Origin of the sequence: Streptomyces rectiverticillatus, assembly GCF_013394065.1 — a bacterium.
Classification (GTDB): domain Bacteria; phylum Actinomycetota; class Actinomycetes; order Streptomycetales; family Streptomycetaceae; genus Streptomyces; species Streptomyces rectiverticillatus.
This window is the reverse complement of record NZ_CP040752.1, coordinates 3,967,867-3,985,016: the sequence shown is the minus strand read 5'-3', so window position 1 is coordinate 3,985,016 and position 17,150 is coordinate 3,967,867. Positions and strand designations below refer to the sequence as shown.

At 72.8% G+C, this 17,150-nt stretch carries 18 protein-coding genes and 1 tRNA gene; 11 read left to right on the top strand and 8 right to left on the bottom strand.

Going from position 1 to position 17,150, the window contains the following annotated elements; genetic code table 11:
• Window positions 1-171: 171 nt before the first annotated feature.
• Window positions 172-1,173 (bottom strand): transaldolase family protein, encoded by a 1,002-nt coding sequence (locus FGW37_RS17320; RefSeq protein WP_179081875.1) that lies wholly within the window; start codon window positions 1,171-1,173, stop codon window positions 172-174.
• A 310-nt stretch (window positions 1,174-1,483) separates the two neighbouring features.
• Between FGW37_RS17320 and FGW37_RS17315 the strand changes: the two genes are divergently transcribed.
• From FGW37_RS17315 to FGW37_RS33335, 9 genes are all read left to right on the top strand, one after another.
• On the top strand, window positions 1,484-2,674 hold the full coding sequence (locus FGW37_RS17315; protein ID WP_179081874.1) for a sedoheptulose 7-phosphate cyclase: 1,191 nt from the start codon (window positions 1,484-1,486) through the stop codon (window positions 2,672-2,674).
• Window positions 2,667-3,458 (top strand): cupin domain-containing protein, encoded by a 792-nt coding sequence (locus tag FGW37_RS17310; protein WP_246430420.1) that lies wholly within the window; start codon window positions 2,667-2,669, stop codon window positions 3,456-3,458. The genes FGW37_RS17315 and FGW37_RS17310 overlap by 8 nt, the downstream gene beginning before the upstream one ends.
• Window positions 3,455-3,862 carry a cupin domain-containing protein gene (locus FGW37_RS17305; protein WP_218650589.1) on the top strand — a complete coding sequence of 136 codons (408 nt, stop codon included), beginning with the start codon at window positions 3,455-3,457 and terminating at the stop codon, window positions 3,860-3,862. The genes FGW37_RS17310 and FGW37_RS17305 overlap by 4 nt, the downstream gene beginning before the upstream one ends.
• Window positions 3,859-5,619 carry an FAD-binding oxidoreductase gene (locus FGW37_RS17300; RefSeq protein WP_343067119.1) on the top strand — a complete coding sequence of 587 codons (1,761 nt, stop codon included), beginning with the start codon at window positions 3,859-3,861 and terminating at the stop codon, window positions 5,617-5,619. The genes FGW37_RS17305 and FGW37_RS17300 overlap by 4 nt, the downstream gene beginning before the upstream one ends.
• A 99-nt stretch (window positions 5,620-5,718) precedes the next feature.
• Entirely contained in the window at window positions 5,719-6,885 is a 1,167-nt protein-coding gene (locus FGW37_RS17295) for an acyltransferase family protein (RefSeq protein ID WP_179081873.1), read from the top strand.
• Window positions 6,882-8,066 carry an acyltransferase family protein gene (locus FGW37_RS17290; RefSeq protein ID WP_246430419.1) on the top strand — a complete coding sequence of 395 codons (1,185 nt, stop codon included), beginning with the start codon at window positions 6,882-6,884 and terminating at the stop codon, window positions 8,064-8,066. Before FGW37_RS17295 ends, FGW37_RS17290 begins: the two co-directional genes overlap by 4 nt.
• A 99-nt stretch (window positions 8,067-8,165) precedes the next feature.
• A complete protein-coding gene (locus FGW37_RS17285; protein ID WP_179081872.1) occupies window positions 8,166-9,113 on the top strand; it encodes an aldo/keto reductase in 948 nt (315 codons plus the stop codon).
• 127 nt (window positions 9,114-9,240) lie between these two features.
• Window positions 9,241-10,479, top strand: coding sequence for an MFS transporter (locus tag FGW37_RS17280; RefSeq protein WP_179081871.1), 1,239 nt, complete (start codon window positions 9,241-9,243; stop codon window positions 10,477-10,479).
• A 6-nt stretch (window positions 10,480-10,485) separates the two neighbouring features.
• Window positions 10,486-11,748: a nitroreductase/quinone reductase family protein gene (locus FGW37_RS33335; RefSeq protein WP_246430418.1), complete on the top strand. Its 1,263-nt coding sequence runs from the start codon at window positions 10,486-10,488 to the stop codon at window positions 11,746-11,748.
• Between the two features lie 85 nt (window positions 11,749-11,833).
• Here the strand turns inward: FGW37_RS33335 and FGW37_RS17265 are convergent.
• The 4 genes from FGW37_RS17265 to FGW37_RS17250 form a co-directional block, all read right to left on the bottom strand.
• Window positions 11,834-11,923 (bottom strand) — tRNA-Ser (locus FGW37_RS17265).
• Window positions 11,924-12,013: 90 nt separating this feature from the next.
• Complete coding sequence (tadA, locus tag FGW37_RS17260) at window positions 12,014-12,532, bottom strand: tRNA adenosine(34) deaminase TadA (protein ID WP_179081870.1); 519 nt, start codon at window positions 12,530-12,532, stop codon at window positions 12,014-12,016.
• Between the two features lie 34 nt (window positions 12,533-12,566).
• Window positions 12,567-13,094 carry a tRNA adenosine deaminase-associated protein gene (locus FGW37_RS17255; protein ID WP_179081869.1) on the bottom strand — a complete coding sequence of 176 codons (528 nt, stop codon included), beginning with the start codon at window positions 13,092-13,094 and terminating at the stop codon, window positions 12,567-12,569.
• A 174-nt stretch (window positions 13,095-13,268) separates the two neighbouring features.
• On the bottom strand, window positions 13,269-13,505 hold the full coding sequence (locus FGW37_RS17250; RefSeq protein WP_179081868.1) for a hypothetical protein: 237 nt from the start codon (window positions 13,503-13,505) through the stop codon (window positions 13,269-13,271).
• A 189-nt stretch (window positions 13,506-13,694) separates the two neighbouring features.
• On the opposite strand from FGW37_RS17250, the gene upp reads away from it, so the two are divergent.
• Entirely contained in the window at window positions 13,695-14,330 is a 636-nt protein-coding gene (gene upp / locus FGW37_RS17245) for a uracil phosphoribosyltransferase (protein ID WP_179081867.1), read from the top strand.
• Between the two features lie 102 nt (window positions 14,331-14,432).
• Here the strand turns inward: upp and FGW37_RS17240 are convergent, their stop codons facing one another.
• From FGW37_RS17240 to FGW37_RS17230, 3 genes are all read right to left on the bottom strand, one after another.
• Window positions 14,433-15,149 (bottom strand): LytR C-terminal domain-containing protein, encoded by a 717-nt coding sequence (locus FGW37_RS17240; RefSeq protein WP_179081866.1) that lies wholly within the window; start codon window positions 15,147-15,149, stop codon window positions 14,433-14,435.
• Window positions 15,150-15,261: 112 nt separating this feature from the next.
• On the bottom strand, window positions 15,262-15,558 hold the full coding sequence (locus FGW37_RS17235; protein ID WP_030368795.1) for a type II toxin-antitoxin system VapB family antitoxin: 297 nt from the start codon (window positions 15,556-15,558) through the stop codon (window positions 15,262-15,264).
• Window positions 15,559-15,724: 166 nt separating this feature from the next.
• Window positions 15,725-16,336: a helix-turn-helix domain-containing protein gene (locus FGW37_RS17230; RefSeq protein ID WP_179081865.1), complete on the bottom strand. Its 612-nt coding sequence runs from the start codon at window positions 16,334-16,336 to the stop codon at window positions 15,725-15,727.
• A 111-nt stretch (window positions 16,337-16,447) separates the two neighbouring features.
• On the opposite strand from FGW37_RS17230, the gene FGW37_RS17225 reads away from it, so the two are divergent.
• Window positions 16,448-17,146 carry a B3/B4 domain-containing protein gene (locus tag FGW37_RS17225; RefSeq protein ID WP_179081864.1) on the top strand — a complete coding sequence of 233 codons (699 nt, stop codon included), beginning with the start codon at window positions 16,448-16,450 and terminating at the stop codon, window positions 17,144-17,146.
• Window positions 17,147-17,150: the final 4 nt, after the last annotated feature.

The window sequence follows — 17,150 nt, the reverse complement described above, 5'->3', positions numbered from 1 at the left end:
GCCCGTCGTCGACGAGCCGGGCCAGCCGGCGCGGGTTGGGCTCGTGCCACCCGGCACCGTCCAGCCAGCGCGAGACGCCCTCGTCCGCCAGCAGGCTGATGACGCCTGCGCCGCACACCTTGTCACTCCTTGCCCTGCCGGATTCCCGGCATCATCACATTTCCCGCAGCATCACATTCCCGGCAGCATTCGTGCGAGACCGCGCCGCTCGATGCACGCCGCGGAATCCTCGGCGGAAATGCCGTACCAGTCAAGGAAGCTGAGGGTGCGTCGCGCGTCCTCGTGGCGCAGGTCATCCGGGCCGCCGCCCGCGGGCCCGGCCGGGGTTACCGCCTGCAGCCCGCCGAGCGCACCGAGTGCGTCCTCGGGCACGGCGACGGTCGCGCCCGGTGCCGCGAGTTCCGCGAGCCCGGAGAGAATGTCACTTTCGCCGGAGCGGACGGGCGGACCGCCGAGGGACCAGACAGGGCGGGGCTCCCGCGCACCGGCCGCGGCCAGGGCGCGCCAGCGCGGCGACGCGAGGAAGTCGCGGTGCGCACGGCCGACGAGGCGGGCGGTGGCGAGCCCGGCCCGGCCGCGCAGCGCCGCCGTCTCGTGCCCGCCGACCGCGTCCAGCCGGGCGTCGACGACGGCGTCGATCCGGCGCACGGGCACCGAGGCGGCGGTGTGCAGGCGGGAGAGGTCCAGCCCGGCGGCGCGGGCGCGCTCCAGGCCGGCGCGGAAGGCGTCGAGGACGCGCCCGTAGCGGGCGGCCGAGCCGATCCAGGCCACGTGCACGCCGATGCCCTCGGCCAGCATGTCCGCCACGGCGGGCAGCGCCCGGGGCGCGGCCGGCACGCACACCAGCAGGTCGGGGCGGGCGACGAGCCCGTGCAGGACGCGCGCCTCGCCCAGCAGCTCGGCGGCGTCGCCGGCGCCGCGCACGGTGAGCTCGGCGGAGACCGGGCCGCCGTCCGCGGCGGCCAGCGCGGCGCAGGCCCGGCGCAGCTCCTCCGTGGTGACGTGCGGGCCGCAGGCGAGGCCGGTGACCTGCCGGTCGTGGACGAGCCGCCGCAGCGCGTCGGGGGTGAGCCGGGCTCGGCCGGCGTCCTCGATCCATACGGACACGGCCGGGCGGGCCGGCGCGCCACTGCGGACCGTTCGGTCGAGGGTCGCGGTCAGGGGTCCTGTCATGGACCGGAACTCTGCGGCGCACGCAGCGTCCCCGGCAATTCCGGGGCGCGCAATCGTCAGGAATTCGCGGGAGTGTCACCTTCCCCAATTGCCCTACCTGACAACTCCTTTGCTATCTGACAGCAACGCGATACGGGCTTGGCCGCGCCGCCCGCCGCCTTCCACGATCACTTCCCGAATCACCGCGGAACCGATTCACCGCAAGGACCGAATCACCGCAGGACCGAATCACCGCGGGACCGATTCGCAGCAGGACCGAATCACCGCAGGACACCGAACCCTCGGGGGAGAGAACGTGATGGAAACGCCCATGACGACGCCGGGTCTCGTGACGCGGAGCGACCGCGTGGACGCCTGGAAGGTCAGCGCGTCGATGCCCGTGCACTACGAGATCCAGGTGTGCGCCGACGCCTTCGGCCTCGACAACACCGCGCTGCTCGGCCACGCGGGGCAGCGCCCCGAGCGGATCCGCCGCTTCGTCGTCGTCGACGCCAACGTCCTCGCGCTGCACGGCGACCGCATCCGCAGCTACTTCGAGCACCACGGCGTCGAGTACGCGCTGCACGCCGTACAGGCGGACGAGACCGTCAAGAGCCTGGACACCGCCACGGAGATCGTGCGCGCCCTGGACGCCTTCGGCATCGACCGCCGGCGCGAGCCGATCGTCGTGATCGGCGGCGGCGTGCTCATGGACATCGTGGGCCTGGTCGCCAACCTCTACCGCCGCGGCACGCCCGTCGTCCGCGTCCCCACCACGCTCATCGGCCTCGTGGACGCCGGTGTCGGGGTCAAGACCGGCGTGAACTTCAACAACCACAAGAACCGGCTGGGCACCTACTTCGCGTCCTCCCTCACCCTCCTGGACCGCTCCTTCCTGGTCACCGTCGACCGCCGGCACATCGCCAACGGCCTCGCCGAGATCCTCAAGATGGCCCTGATCAAGGACGCGCGCCTGTTCGACCTGCTGGAGGAGTACGGCCCGCGGCTGCTGGACGAGAAGTTCCAGGGCACCACCCCCGCCCTGGAGCGCGCCGCGACCGAGGTCGTCCAGCGCGCCATCCACGGGATGCTGGAGGAGCTCCAGCCCAACCTGTGGGAGACCGAGCTGGAGCGCGTCGTCGACTACGGCCACACCTTCAGCCCCACCGTCGAGATGCACGCCCTGCCCGCCCTGCTGCACGGCGAGGCGGTGTGCGTCGACATGGCGCTGACGACCGTCCTCGGCTGGCGCCGCGGCCTGGTCGGCACCGGGCAGCGCGACCGCATCCTGGCCGTCATGCAGTCTCTCGAACTGCCCAGCTGGAACGCCCTGCTGGAGCCGGGTCTGCTGGCCGAGGCGCTGGCCGACACCGTGCGCCACCGCGACGGGCAGCAGCGGCTGCCGCTCCCGGCCGGCATCGGCGAGGCGGTCTTCGTCAACGACGTCACCGAGGACGAGCTCGCGGTCGCCGTCGAGGACCTGCGCCGCCTCGGCAGCGCGCAGGAGGCCGTCCGTGTCTGAGGTCACCGCGGCCCCCGCACCCGCATCCGGGGCCGACGTGCCCGCGCCCGCCGCACTCGTCGCCGACGTCTCCGGCGCCGCCGACATCCACGGCGTGCACGGCGCGGCCGGCCTCACCCACTGGAAGTGCCTGGCGACCCGCCGCGACCTGCGCGGCGACTGGGAAGCCGTGGAGTGGGCCAGCATCCCGCCCGGCGGCGTGAGCGGCGAACACCGGCACACCCGTACCGAGGAGATCTACTTCATCCTCTCCGGCCGCGGTGAGTTCCTGCTGAACGGCACCGCGCACCCCGCCCGCCCCGGCTCCCTCCTGCTCACCGGGACCGGCGCCGTGCACGGCCTGCGGAACACCGGCGAGGACCACCTGGACTGGCTCGTCATCGAAATGCTCGCACCCCCCACGGCCGACGCGCTGCGGGGCGACACGCCGCGCGCGGCGGAGGAGAAGACTGTGAACGCCGAACTGCACGACCTGCGCGCCGAGGGCTCGGTCGACCCGGCCCGGGTCTTCACCGGCCCGCTGCGCATCGTCGAGATCGACGCGCTGGAGCCGAGCGCGACGCGCACGCTGCACTCGCACGGCGCCGAGCACACGGTCTTCGTTCTCTCCGGCTCCGGCTGGGCCGCCTCGGGCGGCACGACCGTCGAGCTCACTCCCGGCACCGCCCTGACGCTGCCGCTGGGCACCACCGCCGAGATCGCCGCCAACCACGACGGCATGGAGTTCTTCCACGCCGAACTCGCCGTACCGGCCGCGGCCGCGGCCGCCGGGGAGGCGCGGTGATCGTCCAGCGCGCGGACGCCTCCGCCCGCTTCCTGAACGCCGCGGGCCCCTCGGCCGAGTGGGCCTGCCTGGCCCGGCGCGGCATGCTCCACAGCGAGTGCGAGGCCGTCGACCTGCTGCGGCTCGGCCCGGGCGCGACCGTCACCCACCGCCCCTCCGAGGGCGTCGAGCAGGCCCTGTACGTCCTCGCCGGCGGGGGCGAGGCCGTCTCGGGCGGCACCGTCCGCCCCGTGGGCCCGGGCGAACTGCTGCTCGCGCCGCACGACTGTCACCTGACCGTACGCGCCGCAGAGGCCGGCCTGGAGCTGCTGACCGTACGCGTCCTGCCCGCGCAGACCACCGGCCGGCTGCCCGCGCGGATCCCCGAACTGCCGCAGGAGCAACGGATGGAGTGCGTCCGTTGACCGGCACCGGCACCGGCACCGGCAGCCACACCGACACCGACACCGACAAGAGGAGCGGGAACGTCATGAGCAAGGTGAGCCGGCGGGGCTTCCTCGCCCGGACCGGTGGAGCGGCCGGCGCGGCGGTCGGCGCCGCGGCCGTCCCGGGCCTGCTCGGCAGCGCCACGGCCGTGGCGGCCGACAAGGGCGCGGTGGGCCGCCTGTCCCTGGGCACCGACCTCGTCACCGTCAAGCGCGGCGAGGCCCGCTACGGCGACCTGATCACCGGCTTCAACCAGCGCTGGGTCGGCAAGCCGGACGCCGTGCGGCTGCCCACGACCACCGAGCACGTCGTCAAGGCCGTCCAGGAAGCGGTCGACGGCAAGAAGACGCTCACCGTGCGCGGCGGCGGCCACGGCTTCGAGGACTTCGTCTTCCGGCCCGACGTCGAGGTCGTCCTCGACATGACCCTGATGGACGCCGTCTACTTCGACACCGACCGCAAGGCGTTCGCCGTCGAGGCGGGCGCGACCCTGCTGGACGTCTACGAGACGCTCTACGAGGGCTGGGGCGTCGTCATCCCGGGCGGCGTCTGCTACGCCGTGGGCATCGGCGGGCACGCCTCGGGCGGCGGCTACGGCATGCTCTCCCGCAAGCACGGCCTGGTCGTGGACCACCTGTACGCGGTCGAGGTCGTCACCGTGGACGCCGCGGGCAAGGCCAAGGCGGTCATCGCGACGCGCGAGGAGAACGACCCCGACCGCGACCTGTGGTGGGGCTACTCGGGCGGCGGCGGGGGCAACTTCGGCGTCATCACCCGCTACTGGTTCCGCTCCCCCGGCGCCACCGGCTCCGACCCCTCGAAGCTGCTGCCGAACCCGCCGGCCGAGGTGCTCGTCACGGCCGCCTCCTGGCCCTGGGAGAAGGTCACCCAGCGCGGCTTCACCGACTTCGTGAAGTTCTACGGCGAGTGGCACGAGAAGAACAGCGGCGCGAACTCGCCCTACGCGGGCCTGTGCAGCTGGCTGTTCCTCAACCACAAGTCCTCGGGCGCCCTCGGCATGCTGCTGCAGATGGACGGCAGCGTGCCGGACGCCGAGAAGCTCGTCAACGACTTCCTCAACGGCCTGAACAAGGCCCTCGGCGTCGCGCACCAGGAGCTCGGCGAGCAGGTCGGCGAGCTGCGCGCCATGCCGGAGTTCGCCAGCACCAAGCGGCTCCCGTGGCTCAAGGCCACCCGCTACATCGGCACCAGCAGCGAGCTGCAGACCAACCCCACCTTCCGCGGCGAGCACAAGTCCGCGTACATGAAGAAGGGCTTCCCGGAGAACCAGATCGCCGCGATCTGGAAGCACCTCACCCGCGGCGACTACGCCAACAAGTACGGCGGCCTGGTCGCCACGTCCTTCGGCGGCCGCATCAACGAGGTCGCCCCCGACGCGACCCCCGTCGCCCAGCGCAGCTCGATCCTCAAGCTGCTCTACCAGACGTACTGGACCGACCCGGCGGACGACGCGAAGAACCAGGCGTGGCTGCGCGAGTTCTACCGCGACATGTACGCGGAGACCGGTGGCGTGCCCGTGCCGAACGCGGTCACGGACGGCTGCTACGTCAACTACGCGGACAGCGACATCAGCGATCCGAAGCTCAACACCTCGGACGTCCCCTGGTCCCGCCTCTACTACAAGGACAACTACGCCCGCCTGCAGAAGGTGAAGGCGAAGTACGACCCGAAGAACGTCTTCCGGCACCGCCAGTCGGTCCAGCTCCCCTCCTGATAGGGCATCTCCGTGTCGCAGAAGCCGCACAGCTCCGCGAGCCCACCGGGCTCCCCGTCCGAAACTCCCGGAACCTCCAGACTCCCCTCCCTGACGGGCATGCGGTTCATCGCCGCGATCCTCGTCTTCGTCACCCACGCCGCCGTCGCGAAGCTGTTCGCCGACGACTCCCTCAACGACGTGGTCGTGCAGTACACCAGCCGCGCCGGCTACCTCGGCGTCGGGTTCTTCTTCGTTCTCAGCGGCTTCGTCCTGACCTGGTCGGCGAAGTCCGGGGACAGCCCGCGGCGGTTCTACCGGCGCCGGCTGGCGAAGATCTACCCCAACCACTTCGTGACCTGGCTCGCCGGCATGCTGCTGATGATCTGGGCGGGGACGGCGGTGACGGCCGGCAACACCGTGCCGAGCCTCTTCCTCGTCCAGAGCTGGGTGCCGCAGCTGGACATCCTCGCGGGCACCAACGGCCCCAGCTGGTCGCTCTCCTGCGAGCTGCTGTTCTACCTGTCGTTCCCGCTGCTGCACGGCCTGATCCGCAAGATCCGGCCCGAGCGGCTGTGGATGTGGGTGGGCATCGTGATCGCCGCGTTCGTGGCGGTGCCGCTCGTCGCGCAGCTGCTCCCCGGCAGCCCCGACTCCCCGTGGCAGCCCGTCTCGTGGTGGCGGTACTGGTTCGTCTACTTCCTGCCCGCCACCCGCGTGCTGGACTTCGCCCTCGGCATCCTGATGGCCCGCGTCGTGATGACCGGCCGCTGGATCGGCATGAAGCAGCTGCCCGCCCTGGCCCTCCTGGCCGCCGGTTACGCGCTGATGGTGTTCCTGCCGGACGCGTGGGGACTCGTGGCGCCGACGGCGCTGCCGATCGCCCTGCTGATCGCCGCCGCGGCGGTGGCCGACACCAAGGGCGAGCGGTCGCCGTTCGCGACCCGGCCGATGATCTGGCTGGGCGAGGTGTCCTTCGCCTTCTACATCGTGCACTTCCTGGTGTTCCAGTACGGCCCGATGGGGCTCGCCGCGACCGACTCGTCGGCCGGCAAGACGTGGGACACGCCGGGCGCCCTCGGCATCATGGCCCTGACGTTCGCGCTGGCCCTGCTCTTCGGATGGCTGCTGTACGTGCTGGTGGAGCGGCCCGCGATGCGGCGCTTCGGCCGCCCGCGCCGCCGGCCGGAGTCCGCCGGGCCCGCCGCCGGGCCTGCCGGACCTGCCGGGCCCGCCGGACCTGCCGCGCCCGACTCGCGGCAGCCGGTGGGAGCTGATCAGCGGTGACCGTACAGCCCGGCGTAGAGGTACGGGAGGCCGCCGCCCCGGCGGCCTCCCCGGCCCCCGCCGCCTCTCCCGCCACCGCCCCTCTCTCCCGCTCGCGCCTTCCGTCCCTGACGGGCATGCGGTTCATCGCCGCCCTGCTGGTGTTCCTGTACCACGCGTCGCTGCCGCACGTGGCGACCGATCTGTTCGCCGACGGCGGCGCGGCGGAGACGTACCGGCAGGTGCTGAGCCGGGCGGGCTGGGTGGGGGTGTCGTTCTTCTTCGTCCTCAGCGGCTTCGTGATGACGTGGTCGGCGCGCCCCGGCGACCGCGCGGCCTCCTTCTGGCGCCGCCGCTTCTTCAAGATCTTCCCCAACCACGCGGTGATGTGGGTCCTGGGCCTGCTGCTGATCGCGGCCTCCACCACCGGGGCGGCGCAGGCGGTGCCGAACCTGCTGCTGGTGCAGTCCTGGTTCCACGACATCGACGTGTACTTCAGCGTCAACCCGCCCAGCTGGTCGCTCTCGTGCGAGCTGCTGTTCTATCTGACGTTCCCGTTCTGGGTGCGGCTGGTGCGGCGGATCCGTGCGGACCGGCTGTGGTGGTACGCGGGCGGCACCGTGGCCGCCGTCGCGGCCGTCGCGCTCGCCGCCGACCTGTTCGTCCCCGGCTCGCCGGTGATCGAGGTGCCGTACGCGGTCTCCGAGCCGCAGTTCTGGCTGGTCTACATCCTGCCCGCCACCCGCCTGCTGGACTTCGTGCTCGGCATCCTCATGGCGCGCATCGTCCTCGAAGGCCGCTGGATCCCCCTGGGCCTGCTGCCGGCCGGCCTGCTGACCGTGGCGGCGTACGGCGTCTCCCTGCTCGTCCCGCCGCCGTACGCGATCAACGCGATCACGATCGCGCCGTTCGCCCTGCTGATCCCGGCCGCCGCCGTGGCCGACGTGAACGGCACGCGGTCGCCCTTCCGCGGGCGGGTGATGCTGTGGCTGGGCGAGGTGTCCTTCGCCTTCTACATGGTTCAGCAGGTGCTGCTGGAGTTCGCGCGCGGCCGCATGGGCGCCCGCTGGGCCCTGCCCACGCCGCTCGCCCTGGCCGTCCTCGCCCTGGAGGCCGGCGCCGCCCTGCTCTGCGCCTGGCTGCTCTACGTCTGCGTCGAACGCCCGGCCATGCGCTTCGCGAGGCCGCGGAAACGAACCTGACAAACAGGTCCGGCAGCGTCGCGGGCCTCGCCCGAGCCGCCTAGATTTTTACTTGAAAGTTCAAACGCTCCTGATCGGGGGCAGAGAGGAAGTCCGACGATGCGCACCACCACGCTGGGGAAGAACGGCCCGGAGGTCGGCCGGATCGGTCTGGGGACGATGGGCATGTCCTTCGCCTACGACCCGCAGAACCGGAACGACGACGCCTCCGTCAAGGTCATCCACCGCGCGATCGACCTGGGCGTCACGCTGCTGGACACCGCCGACGTCTACGGCCCGTTCACCAACGAGGAGCTGGTCGGCAAGGCCCTCGCCGGGCGCCGCGACCAGGTCGTGCTCGCCACCAAGGGCGGTCTGGTCCTCGACGAGAACGGCCTGTCCCTCAACGGCCGCCCCGACTACCTGAAGTCGGCCCTGGAGGCGAGCCTCAAGCGCCTCGGCACCGACCACGTCGACGTCTACATGCTGCACCGCATCGACCCGGGCGTCCCGGTCGAGGAGAGCTGGGGCGCGCTCGCCGAGCTCGTCGCCGCCGGCAAGGTCGGCGCGATCGGCCTGTCCGAGGTCGCGCTGGAGGACGTCAAGCGCGCCCAGGCCGTGCACCCGGTGGCCGTCGTCGAGTCCGAGGCGTCGCTGTTCACCCGCGACTCCTTCGGTGAGGTCCTCCCCTACTGCAACGAGCAGGGCATCGCCTTCCTGCCCTACTCGCCGCTGGGCCGCGGCCTGCTCACCGGCCGCTTCAGCAACCCGGCCGACCTCACCGAGGACGACTGGCGCCGCGCCATGCCCCGCTTCACCGAGGAGGCCATGGCCGCCAACAAGGCCATCGTGGACACCGTCGCCACGATCGCCGACCGCCACGGCGTCACCCTCTCGCAGGTCGCCCTGGCGTGGCTCGTGGCCCAGGGCGAGCACGTCGTGCCGATCCCGGGCACCAAGACGCTCACCTACCTGGAGCAGAACGCCGCGGCCGCCGACGTCGAGCTGACCGCCGCCGAGATCGCCGAGCTCGACGCCCTCCCCGCCCCCGTCGGCGCCCGCGAGTAGCGGCCGCCCTCGGCACCCGGACCCGGGCCGGCGGCGCGTGGATCCCCCGCCACGCACCGCCGGCCCGTACTCCTTGCCCCAGCCGCCCCGGTTGCCCCAGCCGCCCCGGCACGTCCCCCGGAGAACCATGCCCCTGCCCATCCTGGCCATGATGCTGTGCACCTTCAGCATCGGCACCGCGGAATCCGTCATCGCGGGCATCCTGCCGCGCATCGCGGACGACCTCGGGGTCTCGCTGTCCGCGGCGGGACTGCTGGTGAGCGTGTACGCGGCCGTCGTGGTCGTCGTCGGCCCGCTGATGACGCTGGCCACCGGCCGGCTGCCGCGCAAGCCCCTCCTCCTGGGCATGCTGGCGCTCTTCACCCTCGGCAACGTGATCGCCGCACTCGCCGCCCCCGCCGGCTCGTACGCCCTCCTCGTCACCGGACGCCTCGTCAGCGCCTTCGCCCACTCCACGGTCTTCGCCCTCTGCCTGACCTCCGCCGGCGAACTCGCCCCGCCCGGCCAGCGCGCCTCCGCCGGCGCCAAAATCACCCTCGGCTTCGGCCTCGCCATGGTCCTCGGCGTGCCGCTGGGCACCTTCGTCGGCCAGCACTTCGGCTGGAGCGCGACCTTCTGGACCATCACGGCCATGAGCCTGGGCTGCCTCGCCCTGCTGGCCCGCTGCTTCCCTTCCGGGCCGCAGCTGCCCGCCGCGGACGGTGGTGCGGCGGGCGGTGGTGCGGCGGGCGGCGGGAGCGCCCTCGCCGAACTGCGCGTCCTGGCCCGCCCCCGGGTCCTGCGCGCCATCGCCATCACCGTCTTCTGCAGCGCCGGCGTCTTCACCGCCTTCACCTACGCGGTGCCCCTGCTCACGGACGTCAGCGGCTTCAGCGAAGAGGCCGTCACGGCGCTGCTGCTCCTCTACGGCGCGGGCGGCGTCGCCGGGAACGCGCTCGGCGGCAAGGCGGCCGACCGCTCCCTCGTACCGTCCCTCACCGTGATCCTCGCCGCCGTGACGGGCGCGCTGCTCCTGCTGGCCGCGGTGGCCTCCGTCCCCTGGCTCACCGCGGGCGCCCTCCTGCTGCTGGGCCTGGCCTACTTCGGCACCGTGCCCGGCCTCAACACGATCATCGTCACCTCCGCCGAGGTCGGCTCACCGACGCTCGCGCTGTCCGTCAACAGCTCGGCCTTCAACATCGGCATCGCCGCGGGCGGCCTGCTCGGCGGCGCGGCGGTCCAGTCCGGCGCGGGCCTGCGCGCGGCGCCGGTCGTGGGCGCGGCCGTCGTGGCCGCAGGACTCGCCGTGTGCGCGTACGAACTGAGGACCCGCCGCCGCCCGGCACCGGCTCGCGCGCTCGCCACCTCGTCCGCAGGAAAGGACTGACCCGTCATGACACACGCCCCGGCCCCCGCCCCGGCCCCCGGCGCCGCAGACAGCAACGCCAACGCCTTCAACCAGCGCATCATCGAGGAGTTCCGCGCCCACGCGGGCCGCGTGGGCGGTGACTTCGAGGGCGTCCCGCTGATCCTCCTCACCACCACCGGCCGCCGCAGCGGCCTCCCCCGCACCACCCCGGCGACATACCTGCGCGACGGCGGCGACTGGGTCGTCTTCGCCGCCAACGGAGGCGACGGCACCGACCCCGCCTGGTGCCGCAACCTGCGCGCGAACCCCGTCGCCACCGTGGAGCACGAGGGCCGCACCCACCACGTGGAGGCCGTCTTCACCGAAGCGGCCGAACGCGACCGCCTCTACGCCGAGCAGGTCGCGATATCGCCGCAGTTCGCGGACTTCGAGAAGCGCACGGACCGGGTCATCCCGGTGGTACGCCTACGCCCCACCGGCACCGCCCGTACCGCCCGCACCGCCTACCGACTCGACCACCACGCCTTCACGGTGACCGACCTCGACGGGGCCGTCGCCTTCTTCACCGACGCCCTCGGCGCGCAACTCCTCTACGAGGAAGGCCCCATCGCCCACGCCAAGGGCGACTGGATGCGCCGCAAGCTCGGCGTCCACCCGCGCGCCGTCGCCCGGATCGCGATGCTGCGCCTCGGCCCGGTCACCCGCATCGAGCTCTTCCAGTACACGGACCCCGATCAGAACCCCACCCCGCCGCCGGCCGGCACCGCGGGCCACCACCGCCTGGCCGTACGCGTCGGCGACCCGGATGCCGCCGCGCGGCACCTGGCCGGCGTCCCCGGCGTCACAGCGGGCGACTTCCACACTCCCTGGGGCCTGACACTGCGCCTGCTGCAGCTCCCGCCGGACGGCCCCGCGGAACCCCACGTGGACCACGTCGCCCACACGGTCGCCGACGTGGACGCCGCCGTCGCCTTCTTCACGGACGTCCTGGGCGCCGAGGAGACCCACCGGACCCCCGAGGGCGACGCCGTCCTGCGCTTCGGCCCCGCCGACCGCATCGTGCTCTCCCCCGGCACCCCGGCCGCCCCGCCGCGCAACAGCGACATCGGCGGCCGGCACCTCGCCTTCGACGTCGACGACGTGGACACCGCCGCCGCACACCTGACCACGGCCCCGGGCGTCACCCTCCTCGGCACCCCGGAGACCATCACGGAAGGCCCCCTGACAGGCGACCGCTGGCTCTACTTCACGACCCCCACCGGAATCCCGATGGAAATCAGACACTGACCACCCACCCCGAAGGCCCCCGGAACCCGTCCGGGAAAAGCAGAACACCCCTCCGTCCGTGTTTCCACGGGCGAAGGGGTGTCGCTGGCGGTAGCGGTGGGATTTGAACCCACGGTGGAGTTGCCCCCACACACGCTTTCGAGGCGTGCTCCTTAGGCCGCTCGGACACGCTACCGAGAGAGAGCTTAGCGGACGGTGGGCCGTGCTCTGAAATCGGTTCGGGGGCGAAGGGGTGTGACGCTCCTCATCAGGGGCGCCGGGGCGCTCAGCGGCCGCGGAAGAAGTCGGTCAGGAGCCCCGCGCACTCCCCCGCGAGGACGCCCTGGATCACCTCGGGGCGGTGGTTGAGCCGGCGGTCGCGCAGGACGTCCCACAGGGAGCCGGCCGCACCGGCCTTCTCGTCGACGGCGCCGTAGACGACGCGGTCGACGCGGGAGAGGACGATCGCGCCCGCACACATCGTGCACGGCTCCAGCGTCACCACCAGCGTGCACCCCGCCAGGCGCCACTCGCCCACGGCCCGCGCCGCCTCGCGCAGGGCGAGGACCTCGGCGTGGGCGGTGGGGTCGCCGGTGGCCTCGCGCTCGTTGCGGCCGCGGCCGATGACGGAGCCGTCCGGACCCAGCACGACGGCGCCGACCGGCACGTCGCCGGTGGCGGGGGCCCGTACGGCCTCGGCCAGTGCGGCCCGCATGGGGCCGAGCCACGGTGCGCGTACGGGGTCGTGCTCCTCCCCGGCCGGAGCGGCGCGGGAGGTACCTGGGTCGCGGACGGCTTCGTTCATGGCACCAGTGTGAGCGAATCAGCCCGGGCGGGCGTCAGCGCACGGCCTCCAGGACGTCCGTGCAGCCGAGGGCGTCGGCGATCTCGCTGAGGGCGTCCCCTTCGAGGGCGAGCAGCTCCTTCCCGCCCACGCCGAGGTCGGAGAGGAGCTCATGGTCACCGAGCGGGCCGTCCGGGCGCGGCTCCGCAGCGTCCGCCCCCTCGGCCTCGTCCTCCACGGGGTCGGGCTCGCCGTCCTCCGTGCCGTCCAGGTCGAGGTCGTCGAGCTCGTCGGCGTCGGTGTCGTCGCGGCCGATCAGCTCGTCGACGAGCATCGCGCCGTACGAGCTGCGGCCCGCGACGACGGCGTTCGAGACGAAGACGCGCGGATCGTCCTCACCGTCGACGCGGACGACGCCGAACCAGGCGCCCTCCTGCTCGATGAGGGCGAGGACCGTGTCGTCCTCGAAGGAGGCCTCCCGGGCCAGGTCGGCGAGGTCGGCCAGGGTTTCCACGTTGTCGAGTTCTGTGTCGCTCGCTTCCCATCCGTCGTCGGTGCGCGCGAGCAGTGCGGCGAAGTACACCGTGACTCTCCCACTGGTCATAGGCGGTGCCGGGCCGGACGGGGACCACCCCGCCCACTCGGAATCGTGGCAGAAACCTCGCCGCTGCGAGAGGTCTTCCGCGCTGCGTCGTGCAGCAGTCCGAAGAGATGTGCCTCACGTGGCGCTGCGGGCACCGCCGTCCGGGCGGCCGCGTCACCAGCGGAAGGTCCTCATCCGCATCTGCTGGCGCATCCGGGCGGCCCGCGCCCGGCGCGGCTGGACGCGGTCTCGGAGCTCTTTCGCCTCGTTGAGCTCGCGCAGGAACTGGGCGCGTCTGCGGCGGCGGTCCGCCTCCTCCTCGTCCCCGGGGCCGGATTCGGCGCCGGCCGGGGGTTCGGGCGCCGGTGCGCCACGCGTCGTGTCGGGCTTCTCGGGGGCGTCTTCAGCCATGGCAGGACCACCTCGTGCCGAGTGCTTCGCCGGCCACGCCCGGAGCGACAGACCGGGCGTACGTGCCCACTTTCCCCCTAAGTGGTGGTTTGATGCCAGTGCGGCGACAGACCGCCGCAGACCTGCGGCGGACGGTCGAACGCCGCACGGCGGCGGCTCGGGGCCGAAAGCTCGGTTAATGTCGATGTCATGCGGATCCACGTCGTCGACCACCCCCTGGTGGCGCACAAGCTCACCACCCTGCGCGACAAGCGCACCGATTCCCCCACCTTCCGGCGTCTCGCCGACGAGCTGGTCACCCTGCTCGCCTACGAGGCCACGCGCGACGTGCGCACCGAGCAGGTGGACATCGAGTCCCCGGTGACGGCGACCACCGGCGTCAAGCTCTCCCACCCGCGCCCGCTCGTGGTGCCGATCCTGCGCGCCGGTCTCGGCATGCTCGACGGCATGGTCCGGCTGCTGCCGACCGCCGAGGTCGGCTTCCTGGGCATGATCCGCAACGAGGAGACCCTCAAGGCGGAGACCTACGCCACGCGCATGCCCGACGACCTCTCGGGCCGCCAGGTCTACGTCCTGGACCCGATGCTGGCGACCGGCGGCACGCTGGTCGCGGCGATCAACGAGCTGATCGAGCGCGGCGCCGACGACGTCACCGCGATCTGCCTGCTGGCCGCCCCGGAGGGCGTCGAGATCATGGAGCGCGAGCTCGCGGGCGCCCCGGTCACCGTGGTCACCGCCTCGGTCGACGAGCGCCTCAACGAGAACGGCTACATCGTCCCGGGCCTGGGCGACGCGGGCGACCGCATGTACGGCACGGCGGGCTAGCCGCCGGCTCCGACGCCCGCGCGGGCCGTCACCGCGCATTCCGCCGGTCTTCCACGACGTGGAAGACCGGCGGTGTCATGCCGGGCCGCAGGTCTCATCCCCTCAGCACTTCGAGGGCTTCGGCGCAGGTGACGCCGCCTTCGAGGGCGACGGAGGCCCCGAGGAAGGCGACTCCGAGGGCGCCTCGCCCGGTTCGACGCCCATGTCGGTCAGGGCCCGGTCGGCGTCCTGCCGCCCCGTGAGCTCCTTGTACTCGTTGCCGATGACCAGGTCGACCTCCTCGTCGACCGTGCGCTGGTCGTTCTTGACCTCGGCCCCGGCCATCTGGGTGCCGACGACTCTCAGCGCCCCCTCCGCGGCCGTCGGGGCACCGATCAGCAGGCCCACCTGCTCGACCTTCTTGTCGTAGAGGGCGGGCGCATTGCCCACCTTGCCGATCTTGAAGCCGCGGCTCTTGAGTTCATCCGCGGTGATCTTGGCGAGCCCGCCGCGCGGAGTCGCGTTGTAGACGTTGACGGTGATGTCGGAGGGCCGTGGCAGCGGTTTCGACTCCTCGCCCTCGTCCGCCGCCTTGCAGTCGCCGTCCTCAGCCCCCTTCCCGCCCTTCGCGCCCGCGCCGTGGGCCCGGGTCTCGCTCGGGCCCCCGGTGAAGACGTCGACGAGCTGGAAGGTCCCCCATCCGGCCAGGGCGAACGCGGCGGTTGAGGTGACTGCGGCGAGCACGATCCTGCGGCGGTTTCTGGGGCGGCGCATGTGCGGGAATCGCTTGCCCGTAATGCGGTACTTCCTGCCCATGCCGGGAGGGGTGAGCATGCTCATGGGCGCAGCGTAGTGCGGGGCAGGGCCGCTGCCTACTAAATGATCAATGGGTTCGCGCGCCCCAACCCGAAAGGCCGAACAACGGCCGGAAACAGCCTCCGAACGGCCCCGGCTAGCCCAGTTCGAGCACGCGGGCGTGCAGCACCTGGCGCTGCTGGAGCGCGGCACGCACGGCGCGGTGCAGGCCGTCCTCGAGGTAGAGGTCGCCGTGCCACTTGACGACGTGGGCGAAGAGGTCGCCGTAGAAGGTCGAGTCCTCGGCCAGCAGGGTTTCCAGGTCGAGCTGCTGCTTGGTGGTCACCAGCTGGTCGAGCCGCACCGGGCGCGGGGCGACGTCCGCCCACTGCCGGGTGCTCTCCCGGCCGTGGTCGGGGTACGGCCGCCCGTTTCCGATGCGCTTGAAGATCACACGGAAAGCCTACCGGGCGACAGGCTCCCGGCGCAGCCACGGCACGGGAGCGCGAAGGCGACAATCGGCCGCATACCAGGAGCAGCGGGGACCCGTCGGCGCGCCGTCCGGGACATTGCCCACAGCCTGTGGACACAGCCGGAGCGCTCCGGCCGTCCACGCGGGGTCAGCCGTGCGGCGGTACGAGCACCACCCCGGAGTACTCGACTTCCGACTCCGTACGGTTCGCGTAGGAGTGGGGGTGATCGCCCGCCATGCGGAGACCGTACCCCTGCGGAAGGACGACCTCCTGTCCGCCGGCGGTGACGGCGAGGGTGCCGCGCAGGACATGGATGAGTTCCACGGTGCCGAGCACGTGGGCCTCGCTGCGGTGCTCCTCGCCGGGGGCGAGCCGCCAGTGCCACAGCTCGGCGCCCACGGGCGGGGCGGCTCCGGTGACGAGCAGCCCCTTGCCGCCGTCCGGGCCGCTCCACAGGACCGGCTGGCCGTCGGGGGCGGTGGGCTGCAGCAGCGGCGCCGCGGGCTGCTGCAGCAGCTCGGTCAGGGGGACGCCGAAGGCGTCGCAGAGGCGGACCAGGGTGGCGAGGTTGGGGTTGGAGCGGGCGTTCTCCAGGGCGACGAGCATGCCCTTGCTGACCCGGGCCCGGGCGGCGAGGGTGTCCAGGCTCCAGCCCCGGTCCTTGCGCAGGGCCCGCACGCGGGCGGCGACGGCCTCCATGACGGACCTGTCGCCGCCGGGCTCGCCCGCGTCCGCCGTTGCTTCGCTGTTCCCGCTCATGCCGGTCATCTTCGCGCCTCCCGGGATCCGGTCGTTTGATGCTACCGTCGAGCGTATTGAAATGACCGACATGAAACGACTGCAGGACGACTGCAGGAGGGTGGCCCGTCCATGTCCCTGGACCCGGATCTCGAAGCGGCGGCGGCGAGCGTGCACGTCGAGGAGGCCGTCCGCGCGCTGCGGCCCGACTTCGCCGTGCTGGTGATCGCGGCGGACGGGCTGCCCGCCGGCCCCAGCGACCCCTGGTCGCTGGGGCAGCTCGCCGACGCCGCCGCGACCGCCGAGGGCCTCGACGTCACCGCGGAGCCCCACATCGCCGCCTGGCGCTCGGCTTACAGCGCGTTCGGCGCCAAGCCGGGCCGTACGCGCAACAGCGCCGAGGCCCTGATCCGCCGCGCCCCCGCGGGCCTGCCCGAGGTCAACCTCCTGGTCGACGTCTACAACGCCGTGTCCGTCGCGCACCGCCTCCCGGTCGGCGGCGAGGACCTGGCCGCGTACGCCGGCCCGCCGCGCCTGGTGCGGGCCACCGGCAGCGAGCCGTTCGACACGGTGTCCGGCGGCGCGCCGGCGGTCGAGCACCCCGAGCCCGGCGAGGTGATCTGGCGCGACGGCCTCGGCGTCACCTGCCGCCGCTGGAACCACCGCCAGTGCGTCCGCACGCGCATCACCGAGAAGTCCACGAGCGCCCTGTTCCTGCTGGAGCGGCTCGACCCCATGCCGCTCGAGGCGCTGCACGCCGCAGCCGACGACCTCCTCGCCCGGCTGCGCGAGCGCGCGCCGGACCTGCGCGCCGTCTCCCGCCTGATCTGACCGG